The 20,147-nt window shown below is 70.2% G+C and carries 6 protein-coding genes; all 6 read right to left on the bottom strand.

What is annotated here, in order from left to right; genetic code table 11:
• Positions 1-90 precede the first annotated feature (90 nt).
• The 6 genes from FRZ44_RS05725 to FRZ44_RS05700 are packed head-to-tail and all read right to left on the bottom strand — an operon-like array spanning position 91 to position 20,053.
• Entirely contained in the window at positions 91-6,753 is a 6,663-nt protein-coding gene (locus FRZ44_RS05725) for a tetratricopeptide repeat protein (RefSeq protein ID WP_191908437.1), read from the bottom strand.
• Positions 6,750-8,873, bottom strand: a complete 2,124-nt coding sequence (locus tag FRZ44_RS05720; RefSeq protein ID WP_151176276.1) for a tetratricopeptide repeat protein — start codon at positions 8,871-8,873, stop codon at positions 6,750-6,752. Before FRZ44_RS05720 ends, FRZ44_RS05725 begins: the two co-directional genes overlap by 4 nt.
• The gene (locus FRZ44_RS05715) at positions 8,870-10,963 is read right to left on the bottom strand and encodes a tetratricopeptide repeat protein (RefSeq protein ID WP_151176275.1); all 2,094 of its coding nucleotides are present in this window, start codon (positions 10,961-10,963) and stop codon (positions 8,870-8,872) included. Before FRZ44_RS05715 ends, FRZ44_RS05720 begins: the two co-directional genes overlap by 4 nt.
• Positions 10,960-13,368, bottom strand: coding sequence for a tetratricopeptide repeat protein (locus FRZ44_RS05710; RefSeq protein WP_151176274.1), 2,409 nt, complete (start codon positions 13,366-13,368; stop codon positions 10,960-10,962). Before FRZ44_RS05710 ends, FRZ44_RS05715 begins: the two co-directional genes overlap by 4 nt.
• Complete coding sequence (locus FRZ44_RS05705) at positions 13,365-17,396, bottom strand: O-linked N-acetylglucosamine transferase family protein (RefSeq protein WP_151176273.1); 4,032 nt, start codon at positions 17,394-17,396, stop codon at positions 13,365-13,367. Before FRZ44_RS05705 ends, FRZ44_RS05710 begins: the two co-directional genes overlap by 4 nt.
• On the bottom strand, positions 17,393-20,053 hold the full coding sequence (locus tag FRZ44_RS05700; protein ID WP_191908436.1) for a tetratricopeptide repeat protein: 2,661 nt from the start codon (positions 20,051-20,053) through the stop codon (positions 17,393-17,395). The genes FRZ44_RS05705 and FRZ44_RS05700 overlap by 4 nt, the downstream gene beginning before the upstream one ends.
• Positions 20,054-20,147: the final 94 nt, after the last annotated feature.

The raw sequence follows: 20,147 nt of genomic DNA, 5'->3' as shown, positions 1-20,147 counted from the left end.
CCGAACCTTTTCCCAAGCGGGTCCCCGCGACGGTCGCGGAGCCCTCCAGAGAGAGACTTCACGCCCGTCCCGGTTAAGAAAGAATTGAGGCTAATTTTTCAGCTTTGTGACCGCGGGCCCGGCATTTCGGGAGTCCCGGATTTCCGCCAGAAATCGCGGCAATGCCGCGGCAATGCCGGCGACCGGCGCACGCCAGTCGCCGCGATCCTGCTGCCGGAACAGACGATGATGCGGATACCAGGGGCTGTCCGCGCGATTGCGCATCCAGCGGAAGTCGGGCGCCTCGGCCAGGATCAGCCAGACGGGCTTGCCCATGGCGCCGGCGAGATGGCCGACGGCCGTGTCGACCGTGACCACCAGATCGAGATTGGCGAGCAGCCCCGCCGTATCGGCGAAGTCGCCGAGCTCGGCCGCGACCGATCGCACCCGACCTTCCATCCCGGCAGCGGCGATCTCGGCAAGATCGTCCTGCTTCTGCAAGGAGACGAAAGAGGCCGCCGGTGCCGCGTCGATCAGCGGTGCGAAGAGGGCCAGCGACGCCGAGCGCCAACGGTCGACATCGTGCCCGCGCCCGCCCTGCCAGCAGATGCCGATGCGAGGCGCCCCGCGATCGGCCAGCCGCGCCGCCCAGAGCTGGATCTTCGCCCGGTCGGCCGCCAGATAGGGAACGGACGCCGGGATGGTCTCGAGCGTGAGGTCGAGGCTATGCGGCAGGCTCATCAGCGGGATCTGGAAATCGACCGCGGGAAAGGCGTCGCCGCGCGAGATCAGGCGATCGACGCCGGCGAGGCCGGCGAACAGCGCGATCAGTTCCCGCTGGGCTTCCAATAGCACCGTCGCGCCCCGGGCCTTCAGCAACGGCAGAAGACGCACGAATTGCAGCGCGTCGCCGAAGCCCTGCTCCGTATGAACCAACAATCGCTTGCCCTGCAGCGGCTCGCCCCGCCATTCCGGCCAGGGCCAATCGCGCTTTTCCTTGTCGAGCATGCCGGTCCGCCAGCGCCATTCATACTCGGCCCATCCTTCGCGGAACGCGCCGTTGGTCAGAAGCGCGTGGGCGAAGTTCCAATGCCCGATGGCATTGCCGGGGGCGTGCGCGACCGCCGCGCGACCGGCCTGCTCCGCCGCCTCGGCATGGCCGCGGCGGGTCTCGATGCCGCAGAGGATCGAAGCGGCATTCCCATTCTCCGGTTCCAGCGCCAGCGCCCGGCGGCAGGCGGCCGCGGCATCGTCCCATCGCTCGAGATCGGCCAGCGCCACGGCCAGGCCCGCGTGCGCGGCGGCACGGTCAGGCGCCAGCGCGATCATCCGCTGCGCCAGCCCGAGAGCGGCCTCGGGCCGCGCGAGGCTCCGCTCGATCTCGACCCCTTGAGCCAGCATCTCCAGATCGTCGGGCGCCTGCTCGATCCGGGAGCGGACGATCGCGGCCGCTTCCTCGAAGCGCCGGGCATCGCGCAGGGCCGCCACATGACGGCGCGCCAGCACGGCATCGGCGGGCTTGAACCCGCGCGCCGACGCAAACGCGTCGGCCGCCTCGCCGAAGCGTCGCAACGCCAGCAGGGCCACCGCCTGCTTTTCCGCGAGATCGGCACGCGGACCGGCGATGGCCTGCGCGCGCGCCAGCTGCTCGGCCGCTTCGCCCCAGCTCTTTTGCGAGAGCAGGAACTTGCCGAGATTCTCCGCCGCCTGCCCATCCTCCGGCGCCAGCGCCACCGCGCGGCGCAGCGCTTCCAGGGCCGCTTCCGGCGGGCCCGACCGGCTGAGGATCACGCCCAGCAATTGCCAGCCCATCGCGTGACCGGGAAGCTCCCGAAGCAGGCGCTCGAGCTGCTGCTGCGCGTCCTCGAAGCGGCCCGCCTGGAACGCCTGCAGCGCTTCGTCGAAGCCGGCATCCGTCTTGCCGTGCCGGCGCAACCAGCCCGTGAAGGATTCCCGGACCTGCGAGAGCGGGACCGACCAGTCGCCCGACTGCGCCTGACGGAAGAGTTTCAGGCTCGGCCACCAGAGGCAGTCGCTGCGATCGAGCAGCCAACGCCACTCCGCGGGCTTCGGCAGCAGCACCCAGCACGGCACGCCGAGCGCTCCCGCCATATGGGCCGTGCTGTTGTCGATGGTGATGACGAGATCGAGCGCCGCGACCTGCGCCGCAAAGCCCTCGAGATCGGTCATCTGATCGAAGCTCGGGTCCTGAAAGAGCTCGATGCCTTGGGCCGCGAGCGCCGCGATCTCCGCCTTGTGGTCGCCATATTGCAGATTGACGAAGCGCACGCCCGGCATGCGCAGCAGCGGCTCCAGCAGCGGCAGTGGGATGGCCCGGCTCGTGCCGGCATTCAGTGAGGCGGTGTACCAGGCGATGCCGACGCGCAGCCGATCCTGGCCGTAGCGCCGGCGCGCCGCATCGCGGCGTCTCGGATCCACCTGCAGATAGGGACCGCCGCGGCCGGCGAAGCTCGCCGGATCGGGGCGCAGATAGCGCATCAGGTCCCCGGCCGAGGATTGCGCGACGATGTCGCCGGGATATTCCGAGGCGATGACCGGTCCCGGGCGGCGCGCGAGTACCTGGATGCCCGGCAGCGATCGCGTCATCAAGGACACGAGGCGCTGCTCGCATTCGACCGCGATCTTCACCTTGCCGAGCAGCTCCGGCAGCAGGCTCGCGAACATCAACTCGTCGCCGATGCCCTGCTCGTTCCAGACCAGGAGCCGGCCGTCCAGGGCTTCGCCCTGCCAGGCGGGCCAGGGCCAGTCGCGCTTTTCGGCGTCCAGCAGCCCGGTCGCCCAGCGCCAGTCATACTCGGTCCAGCCCTCGCGATATTTTCCGTTCGTCAGCAAGGCGAGCGCCAGATGCCAATGCGAGTGGGCGCGCTGGGGGGCGACCTCGACGGCCCGGCGTCCGAGCTCCTCAGCTTCGATCGACCGGCCCTGGCGCAGCCGCAGGGCCGACAGATTCAGCAGCGCCACCTCGTGACGGGGCTCGATCGTCAGCGCCTTTTCATACTGATCGGCCGCTTCGTCATGCCGGTCGAAATCGGAGAGCGCCGCCCCCAGGGCCAGCATGGCCGGCAGGAATCCGCCGTTCCGGGCCAACGCACGCCGCGCCGCCGCCACCGCCGCCTGCGGACGGCGACGCTTGCGATCGATGACCGAGATCTCGGTGAGGATGGCCGGCTCCTCCGGATATCGGGCGAGCATGGTCTCGAGCTGGGCCGCCGCGTCGTCGAGCCGGCCCGCGTCGCGCAATTGCTCGTAGCGGCGGATGGCGGCGGCCTTCTCCTCCATCTCCGCAGCGGTGGGACGGCGCGACACCGGAGCTTGGACAGCCTTGCCCCGGCGATCGATCCACAGCGCCAGCGCCTCCTGCAACCGGGCCAGCGGCGTCGACCATTCGCCCGGGCGTTGCTGCCGGAACAACCGGAGTGACGGCCACCAGACGCAATCCTCCCGGTCGAGCATCCAGCGCCATTCCGGCGGATCGGAAATCAGAACCCAGCAGGGCACGCCCAGCGCGCCCGCCATATGCGCCGTGCTGTTGTCGATCGTGATGACGAGGTCGAGGGAAGCGACCTGCGCGGCGAAGCCGTCGAGATCGGTGAGAGGATCGACCGCCGGATCGACGGTGATCGCGGCACCCTGGGCCGCGACCGCTTCGATCTCGGCGCTGTGGTCGCCATATTGCAGGCTGACGACATGCAGCTGCTCGTTGCGCAGGAGCGGCAGGAAATCCGCCAGCGGAATCCGGCGACGCTCGCCATGCAGCTTGGCGCGGGTGTCCCAAGCGAGGCCGATGCGCGGGCGATCGCCGCCATAGCGCTGTCGCATCGCCTTCGAGCGTTCCGGATCGGGCTTCAGATAGGCGCCGGATTGCCCAGCGAAGCTGGCGAGATCGGGGCGCAGATGGCGGGCGATATCGCCGGCTGCGATCTGGGCGACGATGCCGGCGGGCCATTCGCGCGTCTCGGGCGGAACCCCGGTGCGGGGAATCAGAGTGACGCCCGGGAGCGACCGGCCGAACAAATCGAGCAGCCGGGGGTCGCATTCGACCACCAGATCGACCTGTTTCGAAAGCTCCGGCAGGAGGCTGGAGAACATCAGCTCGTCGCCGATGCCCTGCTCGTTCCAGACCAGAAGCCGTCCGCCGAGCGGTCCGCCCGGCCATTCGGGCCAGGGCCAATGGCGCCGCCCTACCGCCGTGAAGTCGGTCGCCCATCGCCAGGCGAATTGGGGCCAGCCCTCGCGCAGTTTGCCGTTGACCATGAGGGCCAGCGCCAGATGCCAATGCGCCTGGGCGTTGCCCGCATCGGCCGCGACCGCGCGCCGGCCCAGCGCCTCCGCCTCCTCCGATCGCGACTGCTCCAGGCGCATGAGGGTCAGATTGACGAGCGCGATCACATTCCCGGGCTCGAGAGCGATCGCCCTGTCATAGGCCTCGGCAGCGCCGTCGACATTGCGGGCCCGCATGCAGGCGGCGCCCACCGCCAGGATGGCGGGCACATAGTCCGGATCGATCGCACGGGCCCGCAGCGCCAGAGAGCGAGCCTCCTCGATCAAACCACCGACGCGGCCGGCGCTTCCTTCGCGCGCATCCTCGGCGGCAGCCGTGGCCTGACGCAGCCGCAAGGTCGAGAGATTGGTCAGAGCCAGGATGTTGTCGGGCTGCTGCCGCCACGCCGCTTCATAGGCCGCGACCGCCCCGTCGTTGTCGCCCCGGTCGGACAAGGCGTGACCCAGAGCCAGCAGCCCGGGGACGAAGGCCGCATCCGACTGGAGCGCGCGCCGGGCGAGATCGATGGCCGCCTCGAGCCGGCCCCGGCGTCGTTCGAGGGTGGACAACCGCGCCAGAATCTGGGGATCGTCCGGAGACTGCATCAGCTCGCGCTCGAGCGTCGTCGTCTCGGCAGCGGACTGCGCGTCGGGCGGCAATGCCGGCGGCGCCATTTGTCGCGTCGTGGCGGGCCGGGAGGCGTCCGGGCCGGTCTTGCCCAGATGCGGCCAGCGCTTCACCAGCACCGATCGAAGCTCCGCCAGCGGCTCGGCCCAATCGCGCCGGCGCGCCTGTCGCAGCAGGCGCATGGTGGGATACCAGGGCGTGTCGCCGCGATCGAGCATCCAGCGGAAGTCGGGCGACCAGGGCAATAGCAGCAGCACCGCGCGGCCCAGCGCGCCCGAAAGATGCGCGACCGCGCTGTCGATGGTGACGACGAGATCGAGATTGTCGAGCAGGGCCGCCGTGTCGGCGAAGTCCTGAAGGCCCGCGCCCGCATCCAGGAGACGATCCGAGAGGCGCGCTGCCGCGATCTGCTCGCTGCCCGCGCCCTTTTGCAGGCTGATCCAGCCCGCGGGCAGGCTCTCGATCAGCGGCTTCAGCCGGGTCAGCGCGATCGAGCGGTTATGGTCGTTGCGGTGAAGCGGGTTGCCCTGCCAGGCGAGACCGATCCGCGGCCGCGGCAGATCCTTGAGCCGCTTCGCCCAGGCGGCGACCGCCACGGGGTCGGGACGAAGGTAAGGCGTTGTCGCCGGCGTCGTCGCGATCTCGGTCGCGAAGACGTAGGGCAGGCTCATGAAGGGCAGCGCCATATCATGGGGCGGCGGCTCGCTCCCGCGCGCGATCACCGCCGTTGCGCCGGGTGTCGATGCCGCAAGACCAAGAAGCTCGGCCGGAACTTCCAGAATGGGATGGGCCCCGGCTTGCGCCACCAGCGCCGTATAGCGCAGGAACTGGATCACGTCGCCGATACCCTGCTCGGCCGTCAGCAGCACCCGCTTGCCAGCGAGCTCGGCGGGTTTCGGACGGACCGGCAAGGGCGGACGCGGACCGCCGACGAACAGATTCGAGCGGAAGCGCCACTCATATTCGGCGAAGCCCTCGCGCCATTCGCCGCGCCGGATATTCATGACCGCCCGATTCCAGTGGAGATCGGGGTGATCGGGATCGAGCGCCAGCGCCTTGTCCAGATGGGCGATGGCGCTGTCGACGCGGCAGAGATCGTTCTCGAGCAGGCCTTTGTAGAAATTGCCCAGAAACAGATTGGGCGCCAGCGCCAGAGCCCGATCGAGCGCCGCCGCAGCGCCCTTGAAATCCTCCAGCACGCGCAGGACGTCGCCCTGCACGGCATGAGCCGAGGCGTAGTCGGGGTCGAGCTTGACCGCCCGGTCGGCCGCCGTCTTGGCGGCCGCCAGCTGTCCCAGTCCGCGCAGCGATTCGGCGAGCTGAACCTGGAACGGCGCGGAATCCGGCCGCAGCGCCGCGGCCTTCACATATTGCGCATGCGCGGCGCGCGGATCGCCGGCACGCGCGAGAACGAGGCCCAGCTCGAACGCCGCCGCGGGATCGTCGGGGCGTAGCGCCTGAACCTCGCGCGCCGCCTCGACCGCCCCGCCGATGTCGTCCTGCCGACGCCGGGCCAGGCTCAGATTGCGCCAGAGCTCCGCGTCGCGCGGCGCGAGCGCCACCGCCTTCCGCAGCAACGACGCGGCTTCCCCATATTGCTTCCGCTTGATCTGGAGGCGCGCCAGATTGCCGAGAATCTCGGCATCCTCCGGGCGGAGCGCGACCGCTCGCTGCAGCGCCGCGAACGCGCCTTCCTGATCGGGCGCCTGGGACCGGATCACGCCCAGGAGATGCCAGGCCTCGCCGCGGTCCGGCTCATGCTCCACCACGCGCTCGAGCATCGCGGCGGCGGCCACATGATCGCCCGCGCGGTAGAGCGCCAGCGCCGCGTCGAACCGGGCCTCCGGCAGCTGCGGTGCGGTCATGAGCGCGCCTGCAGCCGGCCGTGGAGCGCCGCCGAAAGCGCGGCCACCGGTTCGCTCCAATCGCCCCGGCGGCTCTGCCGGAAGAGCCGCAGCGAGGACCACCAGATCGAATCGGTCCGGTCGCGCTGCCAGCGCCATTCGGGCAGAAAGGGCAGCAGAACCCAGCAGGGGACGCCCAAGGCGCCGGCGAAATGCGCGGCGCTGTTGTCGATGGTGACGACGAGGTCGAGTGCGGCGAGCTGCGCTGCGAACCCGTCCAGATCCTTCAACTGGTCGATCGACGGATCCTCGAAGATCCCGACGCCGGTCCGTTCCTTGAGCGCCGCGATCGCGGCACGGTGATCGCCATACTGGACCGAGACAAAGCGGACGCCCGGCGTCGACAGCAGGGGCTCGAGCTGCTCCAGCTCGATGCCGCGCCCCTGCTGCTGATCGGCCTTGGTGAACCAGGCGATGCCGACATTGAACCCCGCCTCGCGATAGCGGCTCTTCAAGGCCGCGACCCGCGCCGGATCGGGAACGAGATAGGCGCCGCCCTTGCCGGCAAAGCTCGCCAGGTCCGGCCGCAGCCAGCGCGCGACCGTGCCGGCCGGCGCCTGCCTCACGATGTCGGATCCCGTCAGAAGCGGATCGGGCATGGGCTCCCGCCGCGCCACGATCTCGATTTTCGCCAGGGAACGGCGGAACAAGGGAACCAGCCGCGGATCGCATTCGAGCACGCAATCGACCCCGCCCGCCAGCTCGGGCAACAGGCTCGAGAACATGACCTCGTCGCCCACCCCCTGCTCGTTCCAGATCAGGAGACGGCCAGGAAGCGACCGGGCGCCGTCCCACAGAGGCTGGGGCATCGGACGATTGCGCCTCGTGGCCTCGGCCTTGCGCTTCCAGCGCCATTCATATTCGAGCCAACCCTCCGCAAATCGGCCGATCGACAGCAGCGAGCCGCCGAGATTGACATGGGCATCGACATCGCCGGGCCGAAGCCTCAGCAGCGCTCGATAGCAGGCGATGGCGTCGTCCATCTCGCCCATCGAGCGCAGCACGAAGGCGGCGTCGGCCAGCGCATCCGGATCGGGCTTGAGGTTGCGCATTGCGTCGCGCGCGGCCGCCAGGGCTTCGGCATTGCGGTCGAGCGCCTGCAGCGATCGGGCGCGAATTCCGGGCACGCGCGGCTCTCCCGGATCCAGTGCCAGCAGCCTTGCCGCCATCGCCAGCGCCGCCTCATGCCGCCCCAGGCCCTGGAGCACGCCGCTCGCGATCTGAAGCGCATGCGTATCTTGCGGCGCCATGGCGAGGGCCGCCTCGATCACCGGCCAGGCCTCCGCGTCCTTTTCCTGGTCATGCAGCGCCACGGCCAGATTGCGGCGCGCCATGACCGACTCCGGCTCGGCCTTGAGGGCCGCGCGATAGAGCGTTTCGGCCTCGACAAATCCGCCGTCGTCGCGCAACAGCGCGCCCAGATTGGTCAGGACGGCGGCATCGTCCGGCTTGAGCGCCAGCGCCTGGCGATAGGCCGCTTGCGCTTCCATCGGACGGCCCAGCGTCGTCAGCAACTCGGCGAGATTGGCCTCGAGGTCGGCCTGACGAGGATCGAGCGACAGCGCCGTCTGCCAGGATCGGACTGCGGCCTCGCCATGGCCCGCCCGCTTCTGCGCCTGACCGAGACGGCGCAGCGCGCCGATGCGGTCGGGCGATTTCGCCGGGAGATGAGAGAGTGCCGCAGCGAACGATTTTGCCGCTTCCTCATGCTGCCCGAGCGCCGATTGTGCCGTGCCCAGCCGCGACCAATCCGCGGCGCCGCGCGGCTCGAGCTTGAGAACCGCGCGATATTCCGGAATCGCCGCCTCGAACTGGCGCGAGGCCGCCAGCGCATTCGCATAGTTGCGGCGAAACTCGGCGATCCTCGGCGCCTGCAGCGCGGCTTTCGCCAGCAAGGGCAAGGCCTCGTCGCGGTTGCCGGCGCCAAAGGCGATCACCCCCAGCCCGTGAAGGGCTTGAGGATCGCTGGCATTCAACGCCAGAACGGCGCGGTAGAGACGCTGCGCCTCGGCCAGATTTCCGGACTGGTGGGCCTTCAGGGCCGCTTCGATCTGTCGGTGGGCCGGCGATCGCGGGTTCATCGCCGCCCCTGCAGCAATTGGGCGATGGCGATGTCGAGCTCGGCCAGCGGGTCGGCCCAGATTCCGAAATGGCGCTGGCGAAAGAGCCGCATCGAGGGATACCAGGGACTGTCGCGGCGATCCAGGAGCCAGCGGAAATCGGGCACCGACGGCAGGAGCAGGAAGGTCGGTCGCCCCATGGCGCCGGCAAGATGCGCGACCGAGGTATCGACCGCGATCACGAGATCGAGCTGGGAACACAGCGCCGCGGTGTCGGCGAAATCCTCGAGCTCGGCCGTCGCATCGAAGATCCGTGCCGACAATTCTTGCGCCGCGATGGCCTCCGCGCCGCCGGCCTTTTGCAGGCTGACCCAACCGGCATCGTGGCGACGGATCAGGGGCGCCAGCGGCGCCAGCCCGATCGACCGGTTGCGGTCGTTGGGATGACGCGGATTGCCCTGCCAGACCAGACCGATGCGCGGGCGCGGCAATGCCTTCAGCCGCTCCGCCCAGGCCGAGGACAGCGTGGGCTCCGCATGAAGATAGGGAACGGAGCCCGGAATCCGGTCGAGCGGGAAACGCAGCAGCGCCGGCAGGCTCAGCAGCGGCACCTGCAGATCGAAGGCCGGCGTCGATCCGCCCCGCGCAAAACTATGCTCGGTCCCCGGAAGCCCCCGCATGACGCGCGCCAGCTCCGGCTGCGTCTCGAACAGCAGTTTGCCGACGAGGCGCGCCGTGGGCGCCAGCAGTCGGGCGAATTGCAGGGTGTCGCCAAGACCCTGCTCCGCATAGACCAGCAAGGTCACGTCGGGACGCGGCTCGCCCTGCCAGCGCCGGGTCTCGTAGCGCCGCAGGCCGCGGCGGAAATCGCGCGTGTGCCAGCGCCATTCATATTCCGGCCAGCCTCGGGCGAAATCGCCCTTCGCCAACAATCCGATGCCGAGGCTCGAATGGGCGTCGGCGAAACCCGGCTTGAGCGCAATGGCGCGGCGGAAGCAGTCGATCGAGGCGTCGACGGCACCCAGGGTGCGCAACACCACGCCGGCATTGTTGAGCGCATTGGCATCGTCATGGGCGGCTACTTTCGCCGCCTCGGCCGCGACCAGCGCCTCCTCCCGGCGTTCGAGCGCCAGCAAGGCGAGCGCGCGAGCGCCGAGCGCGCCGCCATCGCCCGGGGTCATGACCAGGAGACGTTCCGCCGCCACGAGCGCCTCGGCCGGACGCTGCAAGCCCTGATAGAGCACGCAGGCCACGCGCAGGGTGTCGCGCTCCTCGGCGCCGGCGAGCAGCGGCTGCAGCTCGCGCAAGGCGTCTTCGCCGCGATTGAGATCGTTGAGGACGATCGCGAGATTGCGCCTGGCGTCTTCTCCCGCGGGATCGACGGCGAGCGCGCTGCGGAAGGCGACTTCGGCCTCTTCCAGCCGGCCTTCGAGATGAAGGACCGCCCCCAGATTGACCTGGGCCCGTACCAGACGGGGATCGATCGCCAAGGCCTGCCGGTAGGCGGCTTCCGCCTCCGCGTTGCGGCCCAGTTCCTTGAGCGCATTGCCGAGATTGAAGGCGACCCCGGCATGGCCGGGCGCACGTTCGAGCGCGGCGCGCCAGGTGGCGATCGCCGCCTCGGTCTGGCCGGCGCTGCGCTGGACGCGGCCCAGCCGACGCAACAGCGCGGGGCCCTCGCGTGCGTCGGGCGCCATCCGTGCCAGAGCGTTTTGATAAGCTGCGATCGCCTCGTCGTTGCGATCGATTTCGGCCAGCACACTGCCGAGCCGCCCCCAGTCGGTCGGAGCATCGGGCTCGATCGCGAGTGCTGCCCGATATTCCTCGGCGGCGTCCGCGAACCGCTCGGCGACCGCGAGAGCCGCGGCATGGTTGCGCCGGATGCCCGCATTGCCGGGCGCCAGTGTCGCGGCGCGCCCCAGCAAGGCGAGCGCCTCCGGCTTGCGTCCCTGCTCGAAGCGCAGCACGCCGAGACCTTGCAGCGCCGTGGCATCGTCCGGATTCTGCGTCAGCGCCTCGCCATAGAGCCGCTCCGCCAGCGCGCGATCGCCGGCGATGTAGGCGGCGAGCGCCGCCTTCGCCGGGCTGGTCGAAGTCCCTGTCTCGCTCATGCCTGGACCTCGACGGCCGGCAGAATTTCGATCGCCTCCGGCGCGCGGCCCGCCAGATAATGGCGCCACATGCGGCCATAGGCCTGTTCCAGATGGCGCCCGAAGCGGGCCAGATCGAACAACGGCGCCCGCGCTTGCGCCTGCAGCAGCCGCCCCTTGACGGTCTCCCGAAGAGAAGGATCGCACGCCAGATCCAGCGCGATGCGCCGATAGCCTTCGAGGTCCTCGGCAACCAGGTCCGATGCACCCGCCGCCGCCAGGAGGCTGGCGGAACTGCTGCTGGCGAAGTTGCGGCCGCGCAGGGCGACGACCGGAACGGCCATGGCCAGCGCCTCTTCCGTGAGCGACGCATCGTTCGCGGGGAAGCTGTCGAGAACCAGATCGGCCAGCGCCAGACGCGGGCCCCGTGCGACGGGCGCGCGTGGGGCGGCGAAGCGCAGCCGCTGCGGCTCGATTCCGCGCTCGGCCGCCTGCCGTCTCAGCTCCACCGCCATCAGCGGCTCCGCAGCCGACAGCCACAGCATGGCATTCGGCAGGGCACCCAGAAGCTCGGTCCAGAGCCGGAACAGCGCCGGCTCGATCCGCTCGGGCGGATGCAGCGCGGCCAGGATCAGGCGATCTGGCGGCAAGCCTTCGCGTTCGCGGTCGGGCGTTTCTCCCAGCGGTTGTTCGCCGAGGAGGATCGGGCGATGGGCTTCGGGAAGCCGGCAGATCGCCTCGCTCCAATGCCCCGCCTGTTGCGGCGGCGCCACGATCGCATCGGCCAGGACGTAGTCGATGAAATCGGCGCCGCTGGTTCCCGGGAAGCCGGGCCATGCGACCTGGAGCGACGCAGGCTTTCGGGCGGCGATCGTCATGGCGGCATTGCCGGGCGTGGCATCGGACAGGACCAGGATGTCGATCGCCTCGTCGGCCAGGCGCTGCGCCGCTATCTCGGGCCGCAGCACGCTCAAATCGACACTCCCCTCCGGCAATGCCGGAGAAGCGGCTGCGCCGTCACCATGGGTGAAGAGGATCGGCTCGATCCGCGATGAGTCGTGACGCCGGCAGAGGTCGGCGATCAAGGGCAGATCGGAGCTGCCGGCCTCCACGAGATAGCCGATCCGCAAGGGACGATCGGTCTTGTGATCGAGCGGCCGCCGTCGCAAGGCCGCCGCGCCGGGCTTGCCCGGAAAAGAGAGCGAGGTGGTGCTCCAGGCTTGAGCGATCCGGCGCAGCTTGGGGCCGTCCATCGAGGCCAGAAGAAATGCGCCCGGCGTCTGATCCGGCACGCTGCCGCCGGCCAGCGCCGCGTCGGTGAGGCCGGCGATCTTTGCCGCCAACGCCTCCGCCTCGCGCCAGCGACAAGCGCGCCGCAACAACATCCACAGCCCGCTCGCCGCGGCTCCGCTGTCGGGATCGATCGCCAGCGCGCGGCGACCGGCGGCGATCGCCTCTTCCGGTCGTTCGAGAGCGCCGAGCACAGGCATCGATGCGAGGAGCGCCGGAAGATCGGCGGGCGCCAGCGCCAGCGCGCGGCGCAAGGCGGCCAAAGCCTGGATCGGCTTGCCATGGCGTTGATAGAGCCGCCCCAGACGCACCCAGGCCGGGACGTCGTTCTCGACGAGGGCCACGAGCTTCTCGCCGGCGCTGATCGCGGGCCCGAGCTTGCCCTGCTGTTCCAGCGCCTGAGTCAGGCTGCGCGCCGCATCGACAAGCTTCGGATCGGCCGCGAGCGCTCGTTTGTAGAGGGCTTCGGCTTCCGCGAACCGCCCCTGCGCCAGGCAGACATGGCCGAGATTGCAGGCGGCCCCGGCGAATCCGGGACGTAGCCGCAAAGCCGCCCGATAGCTCGCCGCCGCTTCCTCGAGTTGGCCCTGTTCGCGCAACAGGTTGCCGAGATTGAAATGGACCACGGGGCGGTCGGGCTCGATCGCCAGCGCGCGGCGATAGGCGGCGGCGGCCTCGTGAACCTGCCCCAGCCGGCGCAGCAGCTGCGCCAATTGCCGCTCGGCCGCGGCGAGGTGGGGATCGAGGCCGATCGCAAGCCCATAGGCAGCGACCGCCTCGGGGTCGCGGCCGAGATCGCGCAAGGCATTCCCATACTGGTAATGCGCCAGCGCGAGGCGCGGATCGCCCAGGATCGCCTCACGGAAATGAAGCAGGGCGGCTTCCGGACGGCCCGTCGCCGCCAGCGCATTGCCGAGGTTGCAGCGCAGGATCGCATCGCGCGGCGCCAGCGCCACCGCCTGCTCGAAGAAACCGACGGCCTCATGGCGGCGCCCCGTCTCGAAGCAGAGCATCCCCAGCTCGATCAGCGCGTCGAGATGGCGCGGCTCGGCCTGCACGGTCCGGCGCAATTCCTGCTCGCGCCGCTCGCGCTCGACCGCCTCGAGCCTGTCGGCCTCCGTTTCCTCCAGCGTCATCCCGCCCCTCGTCGCGCGAAGGCGTTGGGTTCGCGCAGCGCCCGCGCCATGCGGCGGGCGACCTCGTCCCAATCGCCGGCCGTGGCCTGGCGGAACAGCCGGGCGGTCGGATACCAGGGGCTGTCCTCGCGATCGAGATACCACCGCGGATCGCTCTCGGCCGGCAGCATGATCCAAACCGGCCGTGCCAGGGCGCCCGCCAGATGGGCGATGCCGGTGTCCACGGCGATCACCAGATCGAGCCCGTCGATGAGGCCCGCCGTGTCCGCCAGATCGGCGAAGCGCTGCGGCGACGCGCCCAGATCCTTGGCCGGATCGAGCAACCGCCCAACCAGCCCGTTGCCGGTCAGCTCGTCATCCTTCATGTCCAGCTGCAGCGCGATCGCGCTTCCGGAAAGAGTCCGGATCAGATCCGCCAGCGGCCGCAGGGACATCGTGCGCCGGCGATCGTTCGGATATTTCGGATTGCCGCGCCAGGCGAACCCCACCAGCGGACGCGGCAGCCGCGCCGTTCTCTCCGCCCATCGCTCGCGATCGGCCGGCGTCGCCCGGAGATAGGGAACCTGCGCGGGAATGGTCGCCATGCTGATCTTGAAGCGATGCGGCAGACTCATGAGCGGCACCTGGAAATCGACCGGCGGCAGCTCCTGGCTGTTGCTGAACACCTGGCTGATCTCGGGCATGGATTGCACCAGGCGCACGGCCGGCGCCTGGACCTCGGCCAGGACCACGGCACCGGCCTCCGCGGCGTTGCGGGCGTAGCGGATATATTGAAGCGTGTCCCCCAACCCCTGCTCGCTCTGCAGCAGGAGTCGTTTGCCGGCGATCGGCTCGCCCTGCCAGAAGGGAGCCACGATCCGGCGCGCGCGGGTCAGGAACGAGGGCGACTGCCAGCGCCACTCATACTCGGCATGGCCTTCCTCGACCCGGCCCATCGTCATCAGCGCGAACGCCAGGCGGCGATGGGCATCCGGGTTGTCGGGTTCGAGCTCGAGCGCCTGGCGCGTGATCGCGAGCGATTCCTCGGCGCGGCCGAGACCGCGCACGACCATGGCCAGGTTGGTGTGAAGCCCGACCAGTTTGGGATCCAGCGCCAGGGCGGTGCGCAAGGCCTCCTCGGCCTCGACCAGCCGCTCGCATTCGCGCAAGGCCGTCGCCAGATTGTTCCAGATGAAGACCGGCTTCGGATCGACCGCCAGGGCCGCGCGATAGGCCGCGATCGCCTCCGGGAACCGAAGCTGCGCCGCCAGTGCCCGGCCCAATTGGAAGAGCCCATCGGAATCCTGGGGATCGCGGGCGAGGACCTCGCGCAGCCTGCGCTCGGCCCCGGCGCCATCCTCCAGACCGATCAGGGCCCGCGCCCAGGCCAGGAGCAGGCCGCGATCGCCCGGCGAATGCGTCAGCGCCGCCTCGGCGACCTTGGCCGCCTCGGCGAAACGCTCACGCTCGACCAGCAGGCCGACCAGATTGACCGAGGCAACGACCAGCGACGGGTCGATCTCGAGCGCGCGCCGATAGCAGCGCAAGGCACGCTCGATCGGCGGCGCCGCCTGATCCGCCACGCCGAGATTGATCCAGGCCTCCGCGAGATTGGGCCGCAACGCCACGACCTCGCGATAGCTCTCGGCCGCCGCCGCCGGGTCGCCGGCGGCCTGCTGCAAGGCGGCCAGATGGAGATGCGGATTGACGCGGGCCCCGTCTTGCGCCCGGACGGCGCGATAGAGCGCGGCCGCGGCTTCCGCCTCGCCCGACATCCGATGCGCCTCCGCCTCGGCGAAGAGACGATCGGTCTCGGCCCTCTCGGCCTTGGGCGGCTCGACGATGCGGATCGCCGCGGGCGGCTTGCCGGCCGCAAGACGCCGCCACAGAGCGCGATAGGCCCGCTCGAGATTGCGCAGGAAGCGCTCGGTGTCGAACAGCGGCGCCGTCGCCCGGTTCGCGGCGATCCTGGCCTTGAGCGCCGCCAGCGCCTCGCGATCGCCCGCGTAGCGCAGGGCCAGCGCCGCATAGTCTTCGCGCGTGCGCGCCACCAGCTCCGGCAGGCCGATCGCGCGCAGCACGCTGGCCGAGACGCGGCTGGCATAATGCGTGCCTTCGAGGGCCACCACCGGCAGGCCCGCCCAGAGCGCATCGCTGGTCGTGGTGTGGCCGTTGTAGGTCCAGGTATCGAGCGCGATATCGGCGAGCGACAGGCGCTTGAGATGCAGGGCCTTGTCGGGACGGCTGGCGAAGACGAGGCGCTCCGGGGCGACGCCGCGCTTCTCGGCCTCGGCGCGCAGATTGACCGGCATCTGCGGATTGCCCGAAGGCAGCCAGAGGACGGAGCCTGGCGAGGCCCGCAGGATCTGCATCCAGCAATCGAACAAGGCGGGCTCGATCTTGAAGCCCTGATTGAAGGAGCAGAACACCGGTACGCCCTCGGGCAGGCCCCACTCTGCGCGCGTGACCGGCTGCTCGGCGATCGCCTGGTGATTGTCGTTCGGCTGGAACAGGTTCGGCAGCCAGCAGAGCTGCTCGCTATAGTCGGCGGCCGCTTCGGGTGGCGTCACATTGATATCGGTCAGGACATAGTCGATGAAGTCCGCGCCCGATGTCCCGGGATAGCCCAGCCACAGCGCCTGGAGCGGCGCGGGCTTGAAGGCCAGGATCTCGAGCCGCGCGGCCCCGGTATGGCCATTGAGATCGATCAGGATATCGATCTTGTCGGCGGCGATGCGTTCGGCCGCCGCGCGGAATCCCAGCGGCGTGATATCGACCAGCCGGTCGGCGGCCTTGGCGATGCGCTGGCGCCAGGGACTGCCGTCATCGACGCCGATCGCATAGGCGGTGACGTCGACCTGCCGGCGGTCATGGCGCTCGAACAGGCCGACGGTGAGCTGCGCCACCGGATGCTCGCCGAAATCGCTGGAGAGATAGCCGATGCGCAACCGCCGCTCGCGATCGAGATCCGGCGCCGGCCGCGCCACGCGCTGCCCGCCGATCCTGGTGACGGCGGCCTGCGACCAGGCCCGCGCGATGCGCAGGTTCTCGGCCTCGTCGGTGCAATGCGAGAGATGGGCCAGCGGCGATTCTTCCGGCTTCTCGCCCTTGGCGAGGGCCGCCTCGGTCGCCGCGGCGATGCGGGCCTGCAAGGGCGCGGCCTCCGCCCAGGCGCATTGCTGCTGATAGAGCCGCAGCAGCGAGGCCGCCGCGGGGTCCGCGGGATCGATCGCCAGCGCCTGACGATAGGCGGCGACCGCCTCCTCTTCCCGTTTCGCGGATTCATGGATCGCGCCGAGATTGCGCCAGGCAAAGGCATTCTTCGGTGTGCGCTCGATCGCCTGGCGCAAGGTGGCGACGGCCTGATCCCTGTGTCCCAGGATCTTGAGATCGATCCCGAAATTGATCAGCGCCGTCGGTTCTTGCGGATCGAGCCGCAGGGCCTTGCGGTTGGCCTCGGCCGAACCTTGATAGTCGCCCTGACGAAACAGCGCGCGCGCCAGGCTCACCCAGGCGCGAACATCCTTCGGATCCTCCTGCACCAGGCGGCGCAGGGTCGTGGTCGCGTCGACGGCGCGGTCGCCGCGCAGCATCAGGTCCGCCTGCAGGCGGCGGCATTCGCGGTCGGCCGGCACCAGCGCCTCGAGCCGATCGAGCGCGACCCTGGCCTCCTCGAGCCGGTTCGCGGCCAGCAGCGACTTGGCGAGATTGCGCCAGCCATCGACATGACGCGCATCGAGCGCCAGCCCACGCTGGAAACTCGCGATGGCTTCGCCATGCCGCTGCAGGCTGGCATAAGCGGCGCCCAGATTGATCTGCAGCTGTGCGTCCTTCGGCGCGCCCGCCGTCGCGCGTTCGAGCGGCTCGACCGCCGCCTCGCGGCGCCCGGTCTGGAACAGCAGCACACCCAGCCCGCCCAGCGCGCCGATATGGCCGGGCTGGCGTTCGAGCAGCGCGCGATAGGCGGCCTCCGCGCGTTCCAGCGTGCCGGCGCGGTGCAGCGCCATCGCGTTCTCGATCATGCCGGTTTCGACGGGGCTGCCCCTCACGATGCGCCGAGCCTCATGCGCCCTGCGGCCAGATCGCGGCAGCGATCCAGATGCTTCGCCATCGGCCCGCCTTCCGCCAGGATCGCGGCGAGGCCGCCCCAGGCTTCGGCCAGGCTCGGATCCAGCGCGGCGGCTTCGCGATAGCGATCCGCGGCTTCACCGGTCGCACCCTCGGTGCGCAGCAGATCGGCCAGGTGCAGCTGGCCCCTCACATCCGCCGGATCGAGCGCCAGGGCGCGGCGATAGGCAACGATCGCCTTGCGGCGGTCGCCGCTGTGCCGGAAGGCCTCGGCCTCGCCCATCGCGGCACCCACCGCCGACGCCGCGGCGCCGGTGGGTTCGACGAGCCGGATCGAGGCCGGCTTCGTCCCGCGGACATGGCGGCGCCAGATGGCGCGATAGCCCGCTTCCAGGTTGCGCGTGAAGCGCGCGGTGTCGAACAGCGGCATGGTCTTGCGGTTGGCGGCGAGCCTGGCCTTGAGGGCCGCGCGTGCCGAGGCATCGCGGCCATAGCGCAGCGCCAGCGCGCGATAATCCTCGGGCGTCGCCGCGATCAGCTCCGGCAGGCCGATCGCCCGCAGCACGCTGGCCGAGACCCGGCTCGCATAATGGCTCCCTTCGAGCGTGATCACCGGCACGCCGGCCCAGAGCGCATCGCTGGTCGTGGTGTGACCGTTGTAAGTCCAGGTGTCCAGTGCGATATCGGCGAGCGACAGCCGCTGCAGATGGACCGGCTTCTCCGGCCGGTCCGCGAAGACCAGGCGCTCTTGCGCAACGCCATGGGCCACCGCCGCACGGCGCAGATTGGCCAGCATCTCAGCACTGGGGCTGCGCAGCCACAGCACCGAGCGCGGCAGCTCGCGCAGCAGGCCCATCCACAGGGCGAAGCTGGCGGGCTCGATCTTGAAGCCTTGATTGAGCGAGGCGAACACCACGCCGTCCGCCGGCAGGCCCCAGCGCGCGCGCGTCGTCGCCTCGGCCGCGATCTCCTGCCGGTCGTCGTTCGGCTGGAACACCTGCGGCAGCCAGAGGAGGGCTTCGCTGTAGTCGGCGGCAGCCTCCGGCGGCGTGGCGACGATGTCGGTGATCAGATAGTCGATGAAGTCCGCGCCCGAGCTGCCGGGGTAGCCCAGCCACAGCGCCTGGATCGGCGCCGGCCGCAAGGCCAGCGCCTCCATCTTGGCGCCGCTGGAATGGCCGTTGAGATCGACCAGGATATCGATCCCGTCGGCCGCGACGCGTTCGGCCATCGCGCGCTGACCCAGCCCGTGCAGATTGACGAAACGATCCGCGGCCGCTTCGGCGCGCCGCCGCCACGGGCTGGCATCGACGCGGCCGTGAGAATAGATCGAGAGCTCGAAGGCGCTGCGATCGTGATGCTCGAACAGACCGACGGTCAGATGGGCGACCGGATGGTCGTGCATGTCGCTGGTGAAGTAGCCGATCTTGAGGCGGCGATCCGGATCGAGATCCGGGGTCCGCCGCGCAATCCGTGCGCCCGCGAGACGCGACTGCATCTGTCTCACCCAGGCGCGCGCGACCGCCAGCGTCTCCGCTTCGTCGCTCGATCGCGAGAGATGGGCCAGCGGCGTCTCCTCGGGCTTGCGGCCCTGCGCCAGCTTGGATTTCGTGTCGGCCGCGACGCGCGCCAGCAGCGGGGCCGCGCCCGCCCAATCGCATTGCTGCAGCAATTGGGTCAGCAACAGGGCCTGGCCGGTCGCATTCGCGGGCTCCAGGGCGAAGGCCTCGCGATAGGCATTCGCGGCCTCGGCATTGCGGCCCAGCATCTCCAGGGCACTGCCGAGATTGCGCCAGGCCAGCGCATTCGAGCGCTCGAGCTCGACCGCGCGACGGAAGGCCGCCATCGCCTCCTTGATCAGGCCCTGATCATAGAGGGCGGCGCCGAGATTGAGATGAAAGGCGGCGTGGTCCGGCTTGAGCGCGAGCGCGCGGCGCTGGGCCTCGATGGCGCCGCTGCTGTCGCCGCTCGCACGACAGGAAGTGCCGAGCTGATTCCAATACTCCGCGCGATCGGGCGCCAGCGAGACCGCCTTGCGCCAATGCGCCGCCGCCGCCGCGAACTCGCCCTGCGCCGCCAGCGCACCGGCCAGCCCCGCCTCATGACGCGCATTGCCAGGTTCGCGGCCGAGCAACTGCTCATAGATCCGCGCGGCATCGGCGGGCCTCTGACGCCGCATCGCGAGATCGGCCGCGAGACGATGCGGCTCGGCCTGATCGGGCGCCAGCTTGAGCAGGCGCTCGATGGCGACAGCCGCCTCGTCGAACCGGTCGCTGCGCAGCAGGGCCATCGCCAGATTGCGCCAGCCATGGCGATGATCCGGCGCCTGCATCAGCGCGCGCCGGAACGCGGCGATCGCCTCCGGCAGACGGCCCGTGCCGGCATAGGCGCTGCCGAGATTGACCTGGCCTTGCGCATCGGCCGGCGCCTTCTCGACAGCCCGTTCGAGTGGCGCGATGGCGTCCTGGGACCGTCCGGTCTGAACCAGCAGGACGCCGAGACCGCCCAGCGCCGCGGGATCGTCGGGGGCGGCGGCCAGGGCTTCCCGATAGGCGGATTCCGCGCCCACCAGATCGCCCGCGCGATGGCAGGCGAGCGCTCTCTCGCTCGCTGTCACGGGTCGCTGGCTGGCTGTCATGGGCGCTTTCATATCCTGATTCCGGTCGGCGCCTTCAAGCCGCTCGCGGGCGGGCACCGGTATGATCTCTCTATTGTGACACCCCAGCCCGACT

It is taken from the genome of Hypericibacter terrae (assembly GCF_008728855.1).
GTDB lineage: Bacteria > Pseudomonadota > Alphaproteobacteria > Dongiales > Dongiaceae > Hypericibacter > Hypericibacter terrae.
The sequence above is the reverse complement of the archived record's forward strand: the minus strand, read 5'-3'. Positions and strand labels throughout refer to the sequence as shown.

Excerpts from the sequence above, each read along its gene's own strand:
- FRZ44_RS05725 (WP_191908437.1), bottom strand. The coding sequence starts at position 6,753 with ATGACCGCACCGCAGCTGCCGGAGGCCCGGTTCGACGCGGCGCTGGCG.
- FRZ44_RS05720 (WP_151176276.1), bottom strand. The coding sequence starts at position 8,873 with ATGAACCCGCGATCGCCGGCCCACCGACAGATCGAAGCGGCCCTGAAG.
- FRZ44_RS05715 (WP_151176275.1), bottom strand. The coding sequence starts at position 10,963 with ATGAGCGAGACAGGGACTTCGACCAGCCCGGCGAAGGCGGCGCTCGCC.
- FRZ44_RS05710 (WP_151176274.1), bottom strand. The coding sequence starts at position 13,368 with ATGACGCTGGAGGAAACGGAGGCCGACAGGCTCGAGGCGGTCGAGCGC.
- FRZ44_RS05700 (WP_191908436.1), bottom strand. The coding sequence starts at position 20,053 with ATGACAGCCAGCCAGCGACCCGTGACAGCGAGCGAGAGAGCGCTCGCC.